This window comes from Stenotrophomonas sp. SRS1, assembly GCF_026130205.1.
Classification (GTDB): Bacteria; Pseudomonadota; Gammaproteobacteria; order Xanthomonadales; family Xanthomonadaceae; genus Stenotrophomonas; species Stenotrophomonas rhizophila_B.
This window is the reverse complement of record NZ_JAINFD010000001.1, coordinates 1,073,483-1,089,820: the sequence shown is the minus strand read 5'-3', so window position 1 is coordinate 1,089,820 and position 16,338 is coordinate 1,073,483. Positions and strand designations below refer to the sequence as shown.

The window sequence follows — 16,338 nt, the reverse complement described above, 5'->3', positions numbered from 1 at the left end:
TCAGTAAGCGTTGGGGTTGTCGCCCATCTCTTCGGCCGTGGTCTTGCCCTTCATCACGCGGTAGACCCAGGAGGTGTAGGCGATGATGATCGGCAGGAAGATGGCCGTGGCGATCAGCATGATCCCCAGGGTCAGGTGGCTGGAGGAGCTGTCCCAGACGGTCAGGCTGGAGCCCGGCTGGCTGGAGGAGGGCAGCAGGAACGGGAAGATCGCAAAGCCGACGGTCAGGATGATGCCGGCGATCGAGGCCCCCGAGGCCAGGAAGGCCAGGCCACCACGGCGGGCCCGCAGCAGCACCGCGCTGGCCAGCGCACCCACCAGCCCGAGGATCGGGGCCAGCAGGGTCAGCGGCATGCTCTGGTAGTTGCGCAGCCAGCCACCGGCCACCGCACCGACGGCAGCGGTCTTGAGCAGCGGGTTGGTCGGGCCATCGGTCACCACCTGCGAGGTGATCTGGTAGCCCGGCAGGCCAAAGGCCACCCAGACGCCGGCCAGGGCGAACAGCACGAAGGTCAGCACTGCCGCGACGCTGCCGTAGCGGGCCGAGCGCTCGGCCACCGGGCCATCGGTCTTGAGCACCAGCATCGCGGCACCGTGCGAGACCACCATCGCCACGCTGACCAGACCGGCCACCAGCGCGAACGGGTTGAGCAGGCCGATCAGGGTGCCGGTGTAGAAGATGCGCATGCTGTCATCGAAGTGGAACGGCACGCCGACCAGCACGTTGCCCACCGCCACGCCGGCGATCAGTGCCGGCAGCAGGCCGCCGACGAACAGCGCACGGTCCCAGTTCTCGCGCCAGCGCTTGCCGGGCATCTTGCTGCGGTACTTGAAGGCGACCGGGCGCAGGATCAGCCCGAACAGCATCAGGAACACCGCCAGGTAGAAGCCGGAGAAGCTGACCGCGTACAGCGGCGGCCAAGCGGCGAAGATCGCACCGCCACCGAGCACCAGCCACACCTGGTTGCCTTCCCACACCGGGCCGACGGTGTTGATCACCAGCCGGCGTTCGTCATCGGTCCTGGCCACGAACGGCAGCAACGTGCCGACGCCGAGGTCGAAACCGTCCATCACCGCCCAGGCGATCAGCAGGATGCCGAGCAGCAGCCACCAGATCACGCGGAGCGTGGTGTAATCGAGTCCAATGAATTCCATCTGGGTTCTCCTGCCTTACGCCCGACCGTGGGTCGGCGCAGCGGCATTGGGGGAAAGGGACGTGGCTGCAGCCTGCAGCGACGGCAGGATGTCGTCCGGGCCCTTGCGGATCGCCTTGAGCATCAGCTTCACTTCGATGATCAGCAGCACCGTGTACAGCGCGGTGAACACGGCCAGCGTGGTCAGGATTTCATGCAGGGCCAGGCCCGAGGCGGCGTAGAAGGTCGGCAGCACGCCGTCCACCGCCCACGGCTGGCGACCGTACTCGGCCACGAACCAACCGCATTCGATCGCGATCCACGGCGCCGGCAGCGACCACAGGGCAAGCTTGAGGAACCAGCGCTTGTCCTGGAAGTTGTGGCGGCACGAGTAGTAGAAGGCCAGCGCGAAGAAGGCGATCAGGTAGAAGCCCAGCCCGGCCATGATGCGGAAGGTCCAGAACAGCGGGGCGACCCGCGGCACGGTGTCCATCGCGGCCTTGGAGATTTCTTCCGGGGTGGCGTTGAGGATGTCCTCGCGGTAACGCTTGAGCAGCAGGCCGTGGCCCAGATCCTGCCAATGGCGGTCGAACATCTCGCGCGCTTCGACGTCGTTCTTGTCCTTGCGCACGCGTTCCAGTGCACCGTAAGCCAGCTGGCCACCGCGAATGCGGTTCTCGGCGCGCCCCACCAGTTCCAGGATGCCCGGGATCGGCTGGTCCAGCGAACGGGTGGCGATCAGGCCCATCAGGTACGGGATCTTGATCGCGTAATCGTTCTGCTGGGTGGTCTGGTTCGGAATGCCGAAGGCGGTGAAGTCGGCCGGCGCACGCTCGGTTTCCCACATGGCTTCGATCGCGGCCAGCTTCATCTTCTGGTGTTCGCTGGCGGCATAACCGCTTTCGTCACCCAGCACCACCACCGACAGCGAGGACAGCAGGCCGAAGGCGGCCGCCACCGCGAAGGAGCGGCGTGCCATGTCCTTGTGCTTGTTGCGCAGCAGGAACAGGGCGCTGATCGACATCACGAACACCGCACCGGTCACGTAGCCGGCACTGACCGTATGCACGAACTTGGCCTGCGCCACCGGGTTGAACAGAACGGCGGCGAAATCCACCACCTCCATGCGCATCGTTTCCGGGTTGAAGATCGCGCCGGTCGGGTTCTGCATCCAGCCGTTGGCGATCAGGATCCACACCGCCGAGAGGTTGGTGCCCAGGGCCATCAGCCAGGTCACGGTGAGGTGCTTGACCGGGCTCAGGCGCTTCCAGCCGAAGAAGAACAGACCGATGAAGGTCGCTTCCAGGAAGAACGCCATCAGGCCTTCGATCGCCAGCGGTGCGCCGAAGATGTCACCCACGTAGTGGCTGTAATACGACCAGTTCATGCCGAACTGGAATTCCATCACGATGCCGGTGGCGACGCCGATGGCGAAGTTGATGCCGAACAACGTGCCCCAGAACAGCGTCATCTGGCGCCAGACCTGTTTGCGGGTCATGACGTAGACGCTCTCCATGATGGCCACCATGAAGGACAAGCCAAGCGTGAGGGGAACGAAAAGGAAGTGGTACATCGCGGTCAGAGCGAATTGCAGCCGCGACAGTTCTACGACTGTCTGATCAATCATGGCCTGGCTACCTCGTTGGGTTTTGCCGTTTCAGGTGGCGGGAAGGGGGGTCTACGGGGTGAATTCTGTGACCAGCAACTTCAAACAGCCTTGATTCAGATCAATGTACAAACAGACCAGCGCAGGGATCGTATGCATCCCACCCCTGCGACCGCTGGCCGCACGGGGGCGGGGCCAGCACCTACTACAATCGACGGAACCTCCCTGTGGCCGCCAGTGACCTGTTTTGAGCATACCCCCCGACGCGTCCATTGTTGAGACAACCGCCCTGCGCCGCCGTCGCCTGGATTGGCTGGGTGGGCTGGCGGCGGCTGCCCGCGGCAAGCAGCGGCTGGCGGCGATCTGCATCTGCCTGTCCGGCGCCCTGCTGATCGGGCAGGCGGCGGCCATCGCCTGGTTGATCCAGGCGGTGCTGGTCGATCACCGCCCGCTGGCCGACGCTACGCCCGTGCTGCTGGGGTTGCTGGCGGTGCTGGGCATCCGCACCCTGCTGGGGAGTGCGACCCAGGCAGCGGCCGGTGATGTCGCCGATGCGGCGCGGCTGGCGCTGCGTGAACGGGTTTATCAGCGGCTGCTCGGGCGCGGGCCCCTGTGGCTGCGCCAGCAACGCACCGGGGAACTCGGCGAACTGATGCTCGCCCACGCCGATGCGATCGAGAATTATTACTCCGGCTATCAGCCCGTCCGCATCGAAGTGGTGGTGGTCCCGCTGCTGATCGCCATCGCCGTGGCCTGGACCGATTGGGTGATCGCGCTGATTCTGTTGTTCACCGCGCCGCTGGTGCCGTTCTTCATGATGCTGGTCGGTTGGGGCGCTGAAGCCGCCGGCCGTGCGCAGCTGGGCGAACTGGCGCGGATGAGCGGCCACTTCGCCGATCGCATCAAGGGGCTCGGCCTGCTGCGCCTGTACGGGCGAGGCGAGGCTGAACTGGACGGTGTCGCCAGGGCGGCAGAAGGCGTGCGCGAACGCACCTTGAAAGTGCTGCGGATCGCCTTCCTCTCTTCGACCGTGTTGGAGTTCTTCGCGTCCGTCAGCGTGGCCATGGTCGCGCTGTATCTGGGCCTGAGCTATCTCGGCCTGATGTCGCTGCATGCACAGGTGCCGACGCTGGGCGTGGGTATATTCTGCCTGCTGCTGGCACCGGAGTTCTATGCACCGCTGCGGCGCTTGGCCGCGCATTACCACGATCGCGCCAACGCCCTGGCCGCGGCGGCCGAAGTGGAGCGTCTGCTTGGCGAGTTGCCGGACGCACCCTTGGCCGAGGACGCATCGCCGGCCACCGCACGCGCTCCGGAACTGCTCGAACAGCACGCCCCCCCGGTGGTCGTACGCGGGGTGAGCCTGCGTCCACTCGGTGCACATCACGATGTGGTGCAGCAGCTCTCGTTCCAGATCGAGCCCGGGCAGCGCGTGGCGCTGGTCGGCCCCAGCGGCAGTGGCAAAAGCACGCTGCTGGAAGCGCTGGCCGGCTGGTTGCCACCGCGCGAGGGCAGCATCGTGCTGCGCCCCGGGTTGGACGTGGGCTACGCCGGGCAGCGCCCCTATCTGTTCCACGGCACGATCGCCGACAACCTGCGCCTGGCTGCACCGGGCGCGACCGACGCGCACCTGCGCGCCGTGGCCGAGGCCGCCCAGGTGATGCGCTTCGCTGCCGCACTCCCACAGGGGCTGGACACGGTGATCGGTGAGCGCGGCTTCGGATTGTCCGGTGGTGAAGCGCGCCGCATCGGCCTGGCCCGGCTGCTGCTGCGCGATCCACAGCTGCTGCTGCTCGACGAGCCGACCGCCTTCCTCGATCCCGATACCGAAGCCGATCTCCTGCGTACCCTGGCCGCCTTCGCGCGTGGGCGCAGCGTGGTGATCGCCACGCACAGCGAGACTGCAATGCGCTGGGCAGATACCCGCCTGACCTTGACTGCCGGCGGCGCGCGCCTGGCCTCGGAGGTAACGCCATGAAGGCCGCGCACATCGATTCGCTGAAGGGCGTGTTCGCCCGGCATCGCGGCCGCCTGCTGCTGACCGTGCTGCTGCTGTGGACGACGATGCTGGCCGGCACCGCCTTGCTCGGGCTGTCCGGTGGGTTCCTCACCGCCGCCGCCCTGGCCGGCGCGGCCGGGCTCGGCAATGGCTTCAACTTCTTCTCGCCCTCGGCGGGCATCCGCGGGCTGACCATGGCGCGCATCGTGTCGCGCTATTTCGAAAAGCTGGTCGGCCACGATGTCACCCTGCGCATCGCGCGTGACCTGCGCGTGTGGTTCTTCCGTCGTGCGCTGCCGCTGGCACCGGCGCGCTTGGCCGGTGTACGCACCGGTGAACTGCTGGCGCGGCTGATGTCCGATATCGGCGAGGTCGACGGTCTGCTGGTGCGCGCGATCGGCCCGCTGCTGGCGCTCGGTGGCATCTCGCTGGTGGCGGTGGTGTCGGCCGGCATCATCTATCTGCCGGCGGCCGCTCTGCTGGCGGTGCTCGCCTTGCTGATCGGGGTGGGGGTGCCGTGGCTGACCGTGCGTGGCGCGGCCGACCAGGAGCGCGACCGCGCGCTGCACCGGGCGCAACTGCGCACCCAATCTTTCGAAGGGCTGGAAGGCGCGGCCGATCTTGCCGCACTGCAGGCGCGCGAGCATTGGAACCAGCGCGTGCTGGTGGCGGCCAAACAGCTGAAGTCGCGTGACAAGCGCCGCCGCTGGCGCCTGATCAGTGGCAACGCACTGCACGGTCTGTGTGGCGCGGGTGGCTTGGTGGCGATGCTGTGGCTGGCCCTCCATGCCTTCGAGCGTGGCAGTGTGGATGCGGCGCTGGCGGCCGCACTCGTGTTCCTGACCGTCGCACTGCTGGAGCTGTGGGCCGGCATCGGGTTGGCCTGGCAATCGTGGCTGTCCGGTCGCGTCGCTGCGGTGCGGCTGGAGGCCATCGTGGATCAGGCGCCGGGCGTGGTGGAAGCCGACGCGCCGGTGGCCGTACCGTCGGTGCCCGTGACGCTGCGGTTCGATCAGGTGGTGTTCCGTTGGCCCGGCCAGACGCGCGTGTTGCTGGACCGTGTGCAGCTGGAGCTCGCGCCGGGCGAACGGATCGCGATCCGCGGTGACAGCGGCAGTGGCAAGACCACGCTGTCCTCGCTGCTGCTGCGGCTATGGGATCCGGAGGCCGGCAGCGTGCGTTACGGCGATGCCGATATCCGCAGTTTCGCGCAGGCCGACTGGCACCGTCAGATCGCCTGGCTGCCGCAGAACGCGCCGGTGTTCGCTGGCACCGTGGCGGACAACCTGCGGCTCGGCGATGTACAGGCCAGCGACGCGCGCTTGTGGCAGGTGCTGACGGAGGTCCGGCTGCATGCCTGGGCCGAGCAGATCGGCGGGTTGGCGGCGTGGGTGGGCGAAAACGGCGCGACCATGTCAGCCGGGCAGGCGCGGCGCCTGGCGCTGGCGCGCGCGCTGCTGCGTGACGCGCCGATCCTGTTGCTGGATGAACCGACCGAAGGCCTGGATGTGGATACCGCGCATGCATTGCTGCAGGACATGGTGGCGGCGCTGGGTAATCGCAGTCTGTTGATGATCACCCACGACGAACTGCCCAAGGGCATCGTGCATCGCAGTTATCGATTGCGGGATGGACGGTTGGAAGGGTAGCGACGAAAGACATCCAGGCGTGGCGTGGATCTAACCGGGTAGCAGACCTTCATGCAACAGCCACGCCAGCACCGTGACGTTGATGACGACCGTCAGCCAGAACACGCGTTGGAATGGCGCTTTGCGGTTTTTGTGCCGCAGGAGGGACTGGGCGAGCAATGCGCCAGGCCAACCGCACAGCAACGCAAGTATGTGCAGGTGCTTCTCTGGGGTTCGTCCCCGCTTGTATTGCGCGGCTGACTTGTCGTGCCAGTACCAGAGATACGTCAGGCCGCTCATGGCCACGTACAGGATGGGTACCCAGAGTGGCCACTCCCGCCAAGCTGCAGCTGCGGCCAAGCCGATCAAGAACACCACAGCGACGAACTTGCGTGGAAGACGGTCTTTGCCGCCGGGGGTCGCGGTAATGGAGGCGAGCGTATTCCTGCCTCCATCCCGACCCAGCGCAAACCGCACCGCTACCGCATTGCGGCGCCCCTGCGCATCGGTCTGCACGTCATAGGTGATCACATCGCCCAGCACCGGGCGTCGATCGCGTGCCGAGAATGCGCGGATATGCACGAAGCATCGCTCGCCGCCGCCATTGGGCTGTACGAAGCCGAAGCCGCGCGCGTCGTTCCACTCGCTGATCTTTCCTTGAAGGCGCATGGGTAAACTCAGAGTGAGGAAAGAAAGCCGCTGACCGCCGGCCCGAACCGTGCGAAATCCACCAGGAACGCATCGTGCCCCTGCGGCGAATCCAGCCCGATGAACTGCGCCTCGGCACCGCCGGCGCGCAGACCGTCGGCGATCTGCTGTTGCTGCTGCACCGGGAACAGGATGTCGGTGTTGGCGCCGATCGCCAGTGCCCTGCCCACCTGGATACGGGCCAGCCCGGCCATCACGCCGCCGTCGGCGTATTCGGCCAGGTCGAACCAGTCCATCGAGCGGCTCAGGTACAGATAGCAGTTGGGATCGAAGAAGCGCACGAAACGGCGGGCATGGCCTTCCAGATAGCTTTCGACCTGGAATTCCAGGCCGAACGGATCGTCATCGGCCTGGTCCGAATCCAGCCGTACGCGGCCGAAGCGGCCATCCCATTCCAGTGCGGAGCGGTAGGTGATCACGCCGAGCTTGCGCGCCATGCGCATGCCCGATTCCGGATAGGCCTGGTCGGTGTAGCGACCGCCATTCCACTGTGGGTCGAGCCGGATCGCCTCGCGCTGCAGCGAGCGGATCGCGATGGAGAACGGCAGCGCCTGGGCACTGCCGGAAATATTGATATGGCTGCGCGCGATGCCCGGGTGCAGCATCAGCAGCGCCAACGCGGTCATCCCGCCCATCGAGTTGCCGATCACGCAGGCCAGCTCGGTCACGCCCAAGGCGCGCACCACCTCGACCGCCGCCCGCGCGCCATCTTCGATGGACAGTTCGGGGAAGCGCAGGCCATAGAGTTCGCCGGTGGCCGGATCGATACTGGCCGGCCCGGTGGAGCCCTTGCAGCTGCCCAGCGAGTTCACGCAGATCACGAACCAGCGGTCGGTATCGATTGGTTTGCCAGGCCCGACCATCGCCTCCCACCAGCCGGCGGCCGGGTTGTCGGCGTTGGCTGCGGCATGTGCATCGGGGGAGAGCCCGGTGACGATCAACACCGCATTGCCGGCATCGGCAGCGAGCGTGCCCCAGGTTTCGTAGGCAACGTGCGCGTCGCGCAGTTCACCGCCGCGCTTGAACGCGAACGGCGAGGGCAGGGCGTGATAACGGGTGCCGGGGGGAATGAATTCAGTCATGCGCGCAGTTTAGCCGGGCGCCGCGATGGCGCCGTAGTGGTGAGCGGCACGCTGCGTCGCGGCCGCGTATCGGTCATGGGCGATCAAACACCAGTGGTACCGGTCCGGCATGCGGCAGACGCAGCCGTACCGGCGTGGTTTCCAGATCGTCCGGCTGGCGGTTGGCCAGGCCCGAACGCGACAGCCGCGCAATGACCTCGACCTCCTGCACCTGGGAGAGCGTGCTGGTCGGCATCGGGCTGTCGCCATCGCCAAGGGTGACCAGCAGCGGCAACTGGCTGGCCGGATGCTTCTGCACCGCGATCGGCATCGGCGGGCCATCGGGTGCGCGCGCGATCACGAACACGGTCGCGTTGGCCAACGCGGGATCCAACGTTATTCCGGGTGCGAACCGGACCTGCACCGTGAGGGCGTGGTTGCCCGTCGCCGCAGGGACGGAGGTTTCGGTCATGGGCGGCAGCCCAGCATTGCCGCGGGCGATGGCGATCTGCTCGCGCAACGCGCGCGCCGCGCCCGGCTCCAGGCGTGGCAGCAGCGCTTCCCAGGCGGCCGCCGCTTCGGCGTCCTGCCCGCGCTGGCGCAGGGCAATACCGATCAGCCAGCCGGCGCGCTCACTCTCCGGCGCGAGTGTGTTGGCGTGACGCAACCATTGCAGGGCCTGGTCATCGAATTGTTTGCCCGGTGCCGCCTGCGCGCGCGCCTGCGCTGCTTCGACCAGCACGCCGGGATCGTCCGGGGCGAGTTGCACCGCGCGGTCAAACGCGGCCGTGGCCTCGGCGAGCTTGCCCAGCGCCAGCTGCGAACGGCCAAGCAGAGCCCAGCCATCGGCGCGCTGTGGGTCCTTGGCCAGCGCCTGTTGCAGCGCCTGCACGCCATCCTCCAGCGTGGCAGGCTCGTCACTGGCCGCCGTCCGCTCGGCGGCACCCGGCGTGCCGACCAGCAGGTACAGCGCGCCACCGGCCAAGCCAAGGGCCAGCATCGCAATCACGAAGGGACGGTGCTGGCCGCCCGCACGCAACGGCCACAGTACGCGTGCAGCAAAGGCCGCCGCGACCACGGCGGCACTCAGGGCCATCCAAAGGCTCACCAGCGCTCCTCGCTCTTGTCCATCGGTTCAATCCCGCGGCTGCGCCGACGCACCACCCAGACCAGCACGCCTGCGCCGATCAGCAGTGCCACCGGCGGCCCGAACCAGAGCAGCGCATTGCGTGCCTCCATCGGTGGCCGGTACAGCACGAACTCGCCATAACGGTCGACCAGGAACTGCTTGATCTGTGCGTCGCTGTTGCCCTGCTGCATCAGCACCAGCACCTCGCGGCGCAGGTCGTGCGCGATCTGCGCATTGGAATCGGCCAGCGACTGGTTCTGGCATTGCACGCAGCGCAGCTCCGCGGCCAGCGCATGGAAGCGGGCTTCCTCGGCGGCATCGCGGTACTGCAACGGGGTCGGGTCGGAGACGGCCTGCGCCATCGCCGGCGAGGCCAGGGCCAGCGACAGCGCGATCAGCGCCACGCCGAGCCCGTGGGTCCTCCGGTTACGGCGAGGCGGGCAGCTGCGGCTGGGCATTGGCATGGGCACGCTCCACCTTTTCCAGTTCCGGAATCAGCTGTGTATCGATGACGCGCTGGCTGAGTGCGCCGCTGTACTTCCAGCGCACCACGCCGCTGGCGTCGATCAGGAAGGTCTCCGGCGCGGCGGTGACGCCCCAGTCGATCGCGGTGCGGCCTTCAATGTCGCTCAGCACCAGCACGAACGGATTGCCCAGCTGCTCCAGCCAACGCAGCGCATCGGCCGGCTCGTCCTTCCAGTTGTAGCCGATCACGCGCACGCGCTTGGTTTCGGCGAATCTGGTCAGGATCGGATGTTCGTCGCGACAGGCCGCGCACCAGCTGCCCCACACGTTGAGCACGTAGGGGGCGCCGCGCAGTTCGGTGCTGCTGACCTTGATGTGCGGATCGTGCAGCACCGGCAGCTCGAAGGCCGGTGCCGGCTTGCCGATCAGTGCAGAAGGCAGGACGTCGCGGTCCGGCGCGCCGGATTTCATCACCCCGTAGATCATCAGCCCCAGCAGCCCGAAGAAGAACAGCACCCCGATGACGATGGCCACGGGCGGCAGCGGACGGGAGGCAGGGCGGGGATCGGACACGAGGAACTCCTAGGGACGACGGAAACGACGATCGGCGGCGGTGACGAAGCCACCCAGTGCCATCAGCAGCGCGCCCAGCCAGATCCAGCGGACGAACGGTTTGATGTGCACGCGCACGGCCCATGCATTGTTGCCCAGCGATTCGCCGAGTGCCACGTAAACATCGCCGTTGAGACGGGCGTGGATGCCCGCCTCGGTCATTACCTGCCCGCCACTGGCGTACAGGCGTTTTTCCGGATGCAGCAGGGCCAGTTCGCGGTCGTGCTGGAGCACGCGCAGGTGGCCGCGGTCGGCAACGTAGTTGGGGCCTTGCTGATGGTCCACGCCTTCAAAGCGCACTTCATAGCTGCCCACCACCAGCGACTGCCCGGGGGCGAGCGCGACTTCGCGCTGCACGTTCAACGCTTCCACCAGCAGCGCACCGGCCAGAAACACGGCCACGCCGGCATGGGCCAGCAGCATGCCGACCATCTCGGCAGTGAACCTGCCGTTGCCGCGCAGGCGGGTCCAGACGAAACGCCCGGTACCGAACGCGACCCAGGCCGCACCGGTCACGCCGGCAGCGGTCTTCAACGCGCCCTGCGGCGCCATGAAGTACGCGATCACGCCCAGCAGCAGCGCCAGCCCCGCCCACGGTGCCAGCATCGCCAACCGCCGCGAGGCCTGGTCGCGCTGCCAGTTGACCAGCGGCCCGAACGGCAGCAGCGCCACCAGCGGCGCCATCAACACCACGAACAGCGTGCCGAAGTAGGGCGGCCCGACCGAGACCTTGCCCAGGCCCAGTGCATCGGCCAGCAGGGGATACAGGGTGCCGAGCAGCACCATGCCGCAGGCGGCGGCGAGCAGCAGGTTGTTGGCCAGCAGCAGGGTCTCGCGCGAGGTCGGCAGGAAGCCGCGGCGCGGATCTTCGCTGGTCAGCGCGCCGGCCCGCAGCGCGTAGAGCAGCAGCGCGCCGCCGATCACCAGCGCCAGGAAAATCAGGATGAAGGTGCCGCGCGACGGATCGGCCGCGAACGAATGCACGCTGGTCAGCACGCCCGAGCGCACCAGGAACGTGCCAAGCAATGACAGCGCGAAGGCGGCGATGGCCAGCAGCAGCGTCCAGCTGGCGAAGCTGCCGCGTTTTTCAGTGACGGCCTGCGAATGGATCAACGCGGCCCCGGCCAGCCACGGCATGAAGCTGGCGTTCTCGACCGGATCCCAGAACCACCAACCGCCCCAGCCCAGCTCGTAATACGCCCACCAGCTGCCCAGCGCGATGCCGATGGTCAGAAAGCCCCAGGCCACATTGGTCCACGGCCGGGTCCAGCGCAGCCAGCGCGCATCCACGCGTCCTTCCAGCAGTGCGGCGATCGCGAATGCGAAGGGCACCGAGAAACCCACGTACCCGATGTACAGCATCGGCGGGTGGATGATCAGCCCGGGATCCTGCAGCAGCGGATTGAGGTCGCGCCCTTCCAGCGGCGCCGGAATCAGCCGCGCGAACGGGTTGGAGGTGAAGATCAGGAAGGCGAGGAAGCCGATGCTGATGATGCCAAGCACACCCAGCACGCGGGCGGCCACCTCGGCCGGCAGGCGTTTGGACCACAGCGCCACGGCGCCGCACCACAGCGCGAGCACCAGCGCCCACAGCAGCAGCGAGCCTTCATGCGCGCCCCAGACCGCCGAGTAGCGGTAGGCCAGTGGCAGCAGCGAGTTGGAGTTCTCCGCCACATAGCGCACCGAGAAATCCTGGGTGACGAAGGCGGCCGTCAGCACGCCGAATGCACCCAGCAGCAGCGCGAGCTGCGCATACGCCGCCGGTCGTGCCACCGCCATCCACGTGGTGCGGCCGCGATGGGCGCCCCACAGTGGCAGCACGGTCTGCAGCACGGCCATCAACAGCGCGGTGACCAGCAGGATCTGCCCCAGTTCCGGCAGCACTCAGTACGTCTCCGGCGCCGGCACGGGCACATCGTGTTTGGTGTGTGCCTGGCCCATCTTGTCGGCCACTTCCTTGGGCATGTAGGTCTCGTCGTGCTTGGCCAGTACTTCCTCGGCGACAAAGCGACCGTCCTGCAGGCGGCCGGTGGCGACCACGGCGGTGCCCTCGGCGAACAGGTCCGGCAGGATCCGCGAAGTGATCACCGGCAGGGTCGCGTCACCGTCGGTGACCACGAAGTGCGCATCCAGCGAGCCGGGCGCACGTTGCAGCGAGCCTTTGACCACCATGCCGCCCAGGCGGAACCGGGCGTGATCGCCGGCATCGCCGCGCAGCACTTCGGACGGGGTATAGAGATAGGCGATATTGCGTTGCAGGGCCATCGCGACCAGCGCGGTGGCCAGGCCGGAGGCCAGCACCAGCAGCATCACCCAGAGCAGGCGGCGACGCCGGACCGGATTCATCGGGTCAGCTCCGGCGCCAGCGGCGGCGCGCTGCCGGCCGCCGCACGGGCCTGTTGGCGCTGCTGGCGGCGGACCGCCAGGCGGCGCGCCCAGCGCAGGCGCAGCCAGGAGCCGATGGCATCGCTGCCCAGCACCAGCACGAACACCGCGTAGGCGGCAATCACATAGGGCAGGTGGGTCATGGGCGGCGGTCCTCCAGCGGTGCACGGATGCCGGCGGTGACCCAGGCCTTGCCGGCCTCGCGCAGCAGGTTGTCGGCGCGGGCCTTGGCCAGCAGCGAGCCGGCGAACCACAGCTTGGTCCCGATCACCATCAGCCACAGCGGCAGCGCCATGCTGGCATCCAGCGTGGATTCGCCGAACAGGCGGATGGTCTGGCCCTGGTGCAGGCTGCCCCACCATTCCACGGAATAGCGGATCACCGGCAGCAGGCTTACCCCGACGATGGCCAGCAGGCCGGCCGCGCGCGCGGCGCTGCGACGGTCCTCGATGGCGTAATACAGGCCGATCACGCCCAGGTAAAGGAGCAGCAGGATCAGCTCGGTGGTCATGCGCGGGTCCCAGTCCCACCAGGTGCCCCAGGTCGGCTTGCCCCAGATGCTGCCGGTGAGCAGGGTGATCAGGGTGAAGCCGGCGCCGAGCGGGGCGCAGGCCATCGCCAGGATTTCGCAGGTCTTGATCCGCCAGATCAGCGCGATCGCCGCGTACAGCGCCATCAACGCGAACACGAACAGGCTCATCCACGCGCTGGGCACGTGGATGTAGAGAATGCGGAAGCTGTCCAGCTGCTTGGAATCGGCCGGCACCACTGCCAGCGCCTGCCAGATGCCGACCAGCAGCACCGGCACCGCCGCCAGGTAGAACACGCGCGACCAGCGCGCGGCAAAGCGGTCGAAGGTGGGCGGCGAACCGAGTTGGTGGAACCAGCGGACGATCGGGTGCATGCGGCAGTGGCTATCCAACGAAGGGCGACGATGGAACGGACGTGGAGTGGCTCGGCAACGGATGACGCGGATGCAGGTGACGCTCACAACGCAGCGCACGCCTCCGACAGTACGCCATACCGCTCAACTCAGCGAGATACGGATCGCCGCGGCCGTCGCCAGCGGGGCCAGCACCAGCGCCACCACCAGCCCGGCGCCCAGCATCAGCAGCGCACCGATCGGATCCTGGCCGCGGGCGACCGCCGCCACACTGCCCGCACCGAACACCAGCACCGGCACATACAGCGGCAGGGCCAGCAGCGCCACGAGAATACCAGAGCGCCGGATGCCGACCGTCAGCGCGGCGACCACCCCGCCGATCAGGCTCAGCAAGGGCGTTCCCAGCAGCAACGATGCCAGCAACATCGGCAGCTGGTCATGCGGCAGATGCAGCATTTCCGCCAACAGCGGCGACATCACGATCAGCGGCAGCGCGGTGGTGAGCCAGTGCACCAGTACCCGCACCAGCACCAGCCAGGCCAACGGGACGGGGGCGAGCAACCATTGCTCCAGCGAGCCATCTTCGGCATCGCTGCGGAACAGCGAATCCATCGCCAGCTGACCGGCCAGCAGCACCGCCAGCCACATCACGGCTGCCGCCACCCGCGCCATGGCCTCCGGATCACGGCCCAGTGCCAATGCGAACAGCACGACCACCAGCAGGGCGAACAGCACGGGCTGCAGCGCATCCCCACGGCGGCGCCAGAGCAGGCGCATGTCGCGGGCGACCAGCGCCCGTGCGGTCTGCCACAGGCCCGGTTCCGTCCCCGGCGCGATCATGCCGCCGCTCCCAGGGTCAGCAGGCGCGTGCGCACCGGCGGGGCGGAATAGGCGCCATGGGTGGTGACCAGAGCGGCGCCGCCGCTGCGCAGATGCGCGGAAATCATGCGGTTCACCAGGTTGATGCCGTCCAGATCCAGATTGGCGTAGGGCTCGTCGAGCAGCCACAGCGGCGCGGGCGAGAGCCAGATGCGGGCCAGCGCCAGGCGGCGCTTCTGCCCGGCCGACAGTTGCCGCACCAGGGTATCCTCATACCCGGCCAGGCCGACGATGGCCAGCGCGTTTCCGGGCATCTGGCGGGCGCGGCGGCCGTGCAGGCCGCACAGGAAATGCAGGTTCTCCAGCGTGTCCAGGTCCTGCTTCAGCGCGGGCAGGTGGCTCAGGTAGGCCACGTAGTTCGCGCGTTCCTTGTGCCCGGCACGCTTGCCATCGATCTCCACCTGGCCGCTGTCGGCGCGCAGCAGGCCGGCCAGCACCCGCAGCAGGGTGGTCTTGCCGGCACCGTTGTCACCCTGCACCAGCAGGGCTTCGCCGGCATCCACGTGCAGGTCCAGCGGGCCGAAGACGGGTTCGTCGTTGCGACTGAAGCCAAGGCCATGCGCGGCCAGCAACGGAGGGGCGTTCAAGGGGCGGGATCTTTGCACCGGAATGGGCCGCCATTGTATCGGGGGAACGGGCTGGATGATTTGCGTACACTGGGAGTTCCCCCGGTTCTTTCCCTGCTGCCGATGCAACCGCAAACCAAGCTGCCCAAGGTGGGCACCACCATCTTCACCGTGATGTCCCAGCTCGCCGCCGAACACGGGGCGGTCAACCTTGGCCAGGGGTTCCCGGATTTCTCCGCACCGCAGCGGCTGATCGATGAAACCATCGCCGCGATGCAGGGCGGTCTGAATCAATACCCGCCGATGACCGGCGTGGCGCTGCTGCGCCAGGCCATCGCGCAGAAGTCGCTGGATCTGTACGGCGCCCAGGTGGATCCGGATACCGAGATCACGGTCACCAGCGGTGCCACCGAGGCGATCTTCAACGCCATCCACGCCGTGGTCCGTCCCGGCGAGGACGTGATCGTGCTCGACCCGGCCTACGACTGCTACGAGCCGGCGATCGACCTGGCCGGCGCGCGTGCCGTGCACGTGCCGCTGGACCCGCAGACTTTCGCGGTCGACTGGGACCGCGTGCGTGCCGCGATCACACCGCGTACCCGGCTGCTGATGGTCAATACGCCGCACAACCCGTCCGGCGCGATGCTTGGCGCCGACGACATGCAGGCGCTGGCCGATGTGTTGCGGGGCACCGACATCTACCTGATTTCCGATGAGGTGTACGAGCACATCATCTACGATGGCCGCCGCCACGAATCCTCGCTGCGCCATCCGGAACTGCGCGAGCGCGCGTTCGTGATTTCCAGCTTCGGCAAGACCTACCACTGCACCGGCTGGAAGATCGGGTATGCCATCGCGCCGCCTGCGATGACCGCCGAGTTCCGCAAAGTGCATCAGTACAACACCTTCACCAGCTTCGGCCCGGCCCAGTACGGCTTTGCCGCGATGATCCGCGACGATCCAGAACACCATCTGGACCTGGGCGCGTTCTACCAGGCCAAGCGCGACCGCTTCCGCGAGCAGCTGCTGACCACGCGGCTGACACCGCTGCCGGTGCCGGGAGGCTACTTCCAGTTGGTGGATTACTCGGCCGTCAGCGATCTGCCGGACCACGAATTCGTGAAATGGCTGACCATCGAGAAGGGCGTGGCGGCGATCCCGCTGTCGCCGTTCTATGAGACCGCGCCGGTCGGCCAGCGCCTGGTCCGCCTGTGCTTTGCCAAGAACGACGCCACGATGGACGCGGCGATCGAACGCCTGCGGGCACTGTGATGAGTGCTGTGA

The 16,338-nt window shown here is 67.6% G+C and carries 16 protein-coding genes; 3 read left to right on the top strand and 13 right to left on the bottom strand.

The window, feature by feature from the left end; genetic code table 11:
- Nucleotides 1-1,155, bottom strand: coding sequence for a cytochrome d ubiquinol oxidase subunit II (cydB, locus tag K4043_RS04805; protein WP_121038151.1), 1,155 nt, complete (start codon nucleotides 1,153-1,155; stop codon nucleotides 1-3).
- A 15-nt stretch (nucleotides 1,156-1,170) separates the two neighbouring features.
- Nucleotides 1,171-2,760, bottom strand: coding sequence for a cytochrome ubiquinol oxidase subunit I (locus K4043_RS04800; protein ID WP_123730734.1), 1,590 nt, complete (start codon nucleotides 2,758-2,760; stop codon nucleotides 1,171-1,173).
- Between the two features lie 226 nt (nucleotides 2,761-2,986).
- Between K4043_RS04800 and cydD the strand changes: the two genes are divergently transcribed.
- The gene (gene cydD / locus K4043_RS04795; protein WP_265308367.1) at nucleotides 2,987-4,717 is read left to right on the top strand and encodes a thiol reductant ABC exporter subunit CydD; all 1,731 of its coding nucleotides are present in this window, start codon (nucleotides 2,987-2,989) and stop codon (nucleotides 4,715-4,717) included.
- The gene (cydC, locus tag K4043_RS04790) at nucleotides 4,714-6,387 is read left to right on the top strand and encodes a thiol reductant ABC exporter subunit CydC (protein WP_265308366.1); all 1,674 of its coding nucleotides are present in this window, start codon (nucleotides 4,714-4,716) and stop codon (nucleotides 6,385-6,387) included. The genes cydD and cydC overlap by 4 nt, the downstream gene beginning before the upstream one ends.
- A 30-nt stretch (nucleotides 6,388-6,417) precedes the next feature.
- On the opposite strand, the gene K4043_RS04785 is transcribed toward cydC, so the two are convergent.
- The 11 genes from K4043_RS04785 to ccmA form a co-directional block, all read right to left on the bottom strand.
- Nucleotides 6,418-7,035 (bottom strand): cold shock and DUF1294 domain-containing protein, encoded by a 618-nt coding sequence (locus tag K4043_RS04785; RefSeq protein WP_265308365.1) that lies wholly within the window; start codon nucleotides 7,033-7,035, stop codon nucleotides 6,418-6,420.
- An 8-nt stretch (nucleotides 7,036-7,043) separates the two neighbouring features.
- The gene (locus K4043_RS04780) at nucleotides 7,044-8,156 is read right to left on the bottom strand and encodes a homoserine O-acetyltransferase (protein ID WP_265308364.1); all 1,113 of its coding nucleotides are present in this window, start codon (nucleotides 8,154-8,156) and stop codon (nucleotides 7,044-7,046) included.
- A 73-nt stretch (nucleotides 8,157-8,229) separates the two neighbouring features.
- Entirely contained in the window at nucleotides 8,230-9,243 is a 1,014-nt protein-coding gene (locus K4043_RS04775) for a tetratricopeptide repeat protein (RefSeq protein WP_265308363.1), read from the bottom strand.
- The gene (locus K4043_RS04770) at nucleotides 9,240-9,626 is read right to left on the bottom strand and encodes a cytochrome c-type biogenesis protein (RefSeq protein WP_265308552.1); all 387 of its coding nucleotides are present in this window, start codon (nucleotides 9,624-9,626) and stop codon (nucleotides 9,240-9,242) included. The genes K4043_RS04775 and K4043_RS04770 overlap by 4 nt, the downstream gene beginning before the upstream one ends.
- A 64-nt stretch (nucleotides 9,627-9,690) precedes the next feature.
- Complete coding sequence (locus K4043_RS04765; protein WP_265308362.1) at nucleotides 9,691-10,302, bottom strand: DsbE family thiol:disulfide interchange protein; 612 nt, start codon at nucleotides 10,300-10,302, stop codon at nucleotides 9,691-9,693.
- A 9-nt stretch (nucleotides 10,303-10,311) separates the two neighbouring features.
- A complete protein-coding gene (locus tag K4043_RS04760; protein ID WP_265308361.1) occupies nucleotides 10,312-12,225 on the bottom strand; it encodes a heme lyase CcmF/NrfE family subunit in 1,914 nt (637 codons plus the stop codon).
- Nucleotides 12,226-12,687 carry a cytochrome c maturation protein CcmE gene (gene ccmE / locus K4043_RS04755; RefSeq protein ID WP_123730743.1) on the bottom strand — a complete coding sequence of 154 codons (462 nt, stop codon included), beginning with the start codon at nucleotides 12,685-12,687 and terminating at the stop codon, nucleotides 12,226-12,228.
- Complete coding sequence (locus K4043_RS04750) at nucleotides 12,684-12,869, bottom strand: heme exporter protein CcmD (RefSeq protein WP_123730744.1); 186 nt, start codon at nucleotides 12,867-12,869, stop codon at nucleotides 12,684-12,686. The genes ccmE and K4043_RS04750 overlap by 4 nt, the downstream gene beginning before the upstream one ends.
- Nucleotides 12,866-13,630, bottom strand: a complete 765-nt coding sequence (gene ccmC, locus K4043_RS04745) for a heme ABC transporter permease CcmC (RefSeq protein WP_265308360.1) — start codon at nucleotides 13,628-13,630, stop codon at nucleotides 12,866-12,868. The genes K4043_RS04750 and ccmC overlap by 4 nt, the downstream gene beginning before the upstream one ends.
- A gap of 123 nt (nucleotides 13,631-13,753) precedes the next feature.
- A complete protein-coding gene (gene ccmB, locus K4043_RS04740) occupies nucleotides 13,754-14,449 on the bottom strand; it encodes a heme exporter protein CcmB (RefSeq protein ID WP_259261531.1) in 696 nt (231 codons plus the stop codon).
- A complete protein-coding gene (gene ccmA, locus K4043_RS04735; RefSeq protein ID WP_123730747.1) occupies nucleotides 14,446-15,075 on the bottom strand; it encodes a heme ABC exporter ATP-binding protein CcmA in 630 nt (209 codons plus the stop codon). The genes ccmB and ccmA overlap by 4 nt, the downstream gene beginning before the upstream one ends.
- A gap of 102 nt (nucleotides 15,076-15,177) precedes the next feature.
- Between ccmA and K4043_RS04730 the strand changes: the two genes are divergently transcribed.
- The gene (locus K4043_RS04730; RefSeq protein WP_265308359.1) at nucleotides 15,178-16,326 is read left to right on the top strand and encodes a pyridoxal phosphate-dependent aminotransferase; all 1,149 of its coding nucleotides are present in this window, start codon (nucleotides 15,178-15,180) and stop codon (nucleotides 16,324-16,326) included.
- The last annotated feature ends 12 nt before the right edge of the window (nucleotides 16,327-16,338 follow it).

Excerpts from the sequence above, each read along its gene's own strand:
- cydB (WP_121038151.1), bottom strand. The coding sequence starts at position 1,155 with ATGGAATTCATTGGACTCGATTACACCACGCTCCGCGTGATCTGGTGG.
- K4043_RS04800 (WP_123730734.1), bottom strand. The coding sequence starts at position 2,760 with ATGATTGATCAGACAGTCGTAGAACTGTCGCGGCTGCAATTCGCTCTG.
- cydC (WP_265308366.1), top strand. The coding sequence starts at position 4,714 with ATGAAGGCCGCGCACATCGATTCGCTGAAGGGCGTGTTCGCCCGGCAT.
- K4043_RS04785 (WP_265308365.1), bottom strand. The coding sequence starts at position 7,035 with ATGCGCCTTCAAGGAAAGATCAGCGAGTGGAACGACGCGCGCGGCTTC.
- K4043_RS04780 (WP_265308364.1), bottom strand. The coding sequence starts at position 8,156 with ATGACTGAATTCATTCCCCCCGGCACCCGTTATCACGCCCTGCCCTCG.
- K4043_RS04770 (WP_265308552.1), bottom strand. The coding sequence starts at position 9,626 with ATGGCGCAGGCCGTCTCCGACCCGACCCCGTTGCAGTACCGCGATGCC.
- ccmE (WP_123730743.1), bottom strand. The coding sequence starts at position 12,687 with ATGAATCCGGTCCGGCGTCGCCGCCTGCTCTGGGTGATGCTGCTGGTG.
- K4043_RS04750 (WP_123730744.1), bottom strand. The coding sequence starts at position 12,869 with ATGACCCACCTGCCCTATGTGATTGCCGCCTACGCGGTGTTCGTGCTG.
- ccmC (WP_265308360.1), bottom strand. The coding sequence starts at position 13,630 with ATGCACCCGATCGTCCGCTGGTTCCACCAACTCGGTTCGCCGCCCACC.
- ccmB (WP_259261531.1), bottom strand. The coding sequence starts at position 14,449 with ATGATCGCGCCGGGGACGGAACCGGGCCTGTGGCAGACCGCACGGGCG.
- K4043_RS04730 (WP_265308359.1), top strand. The coding sequence starts at position 15,178 with ATGCAACCGCAAACCAAGCTGCCCAAGGTGGGCACCACCATCTTCACC.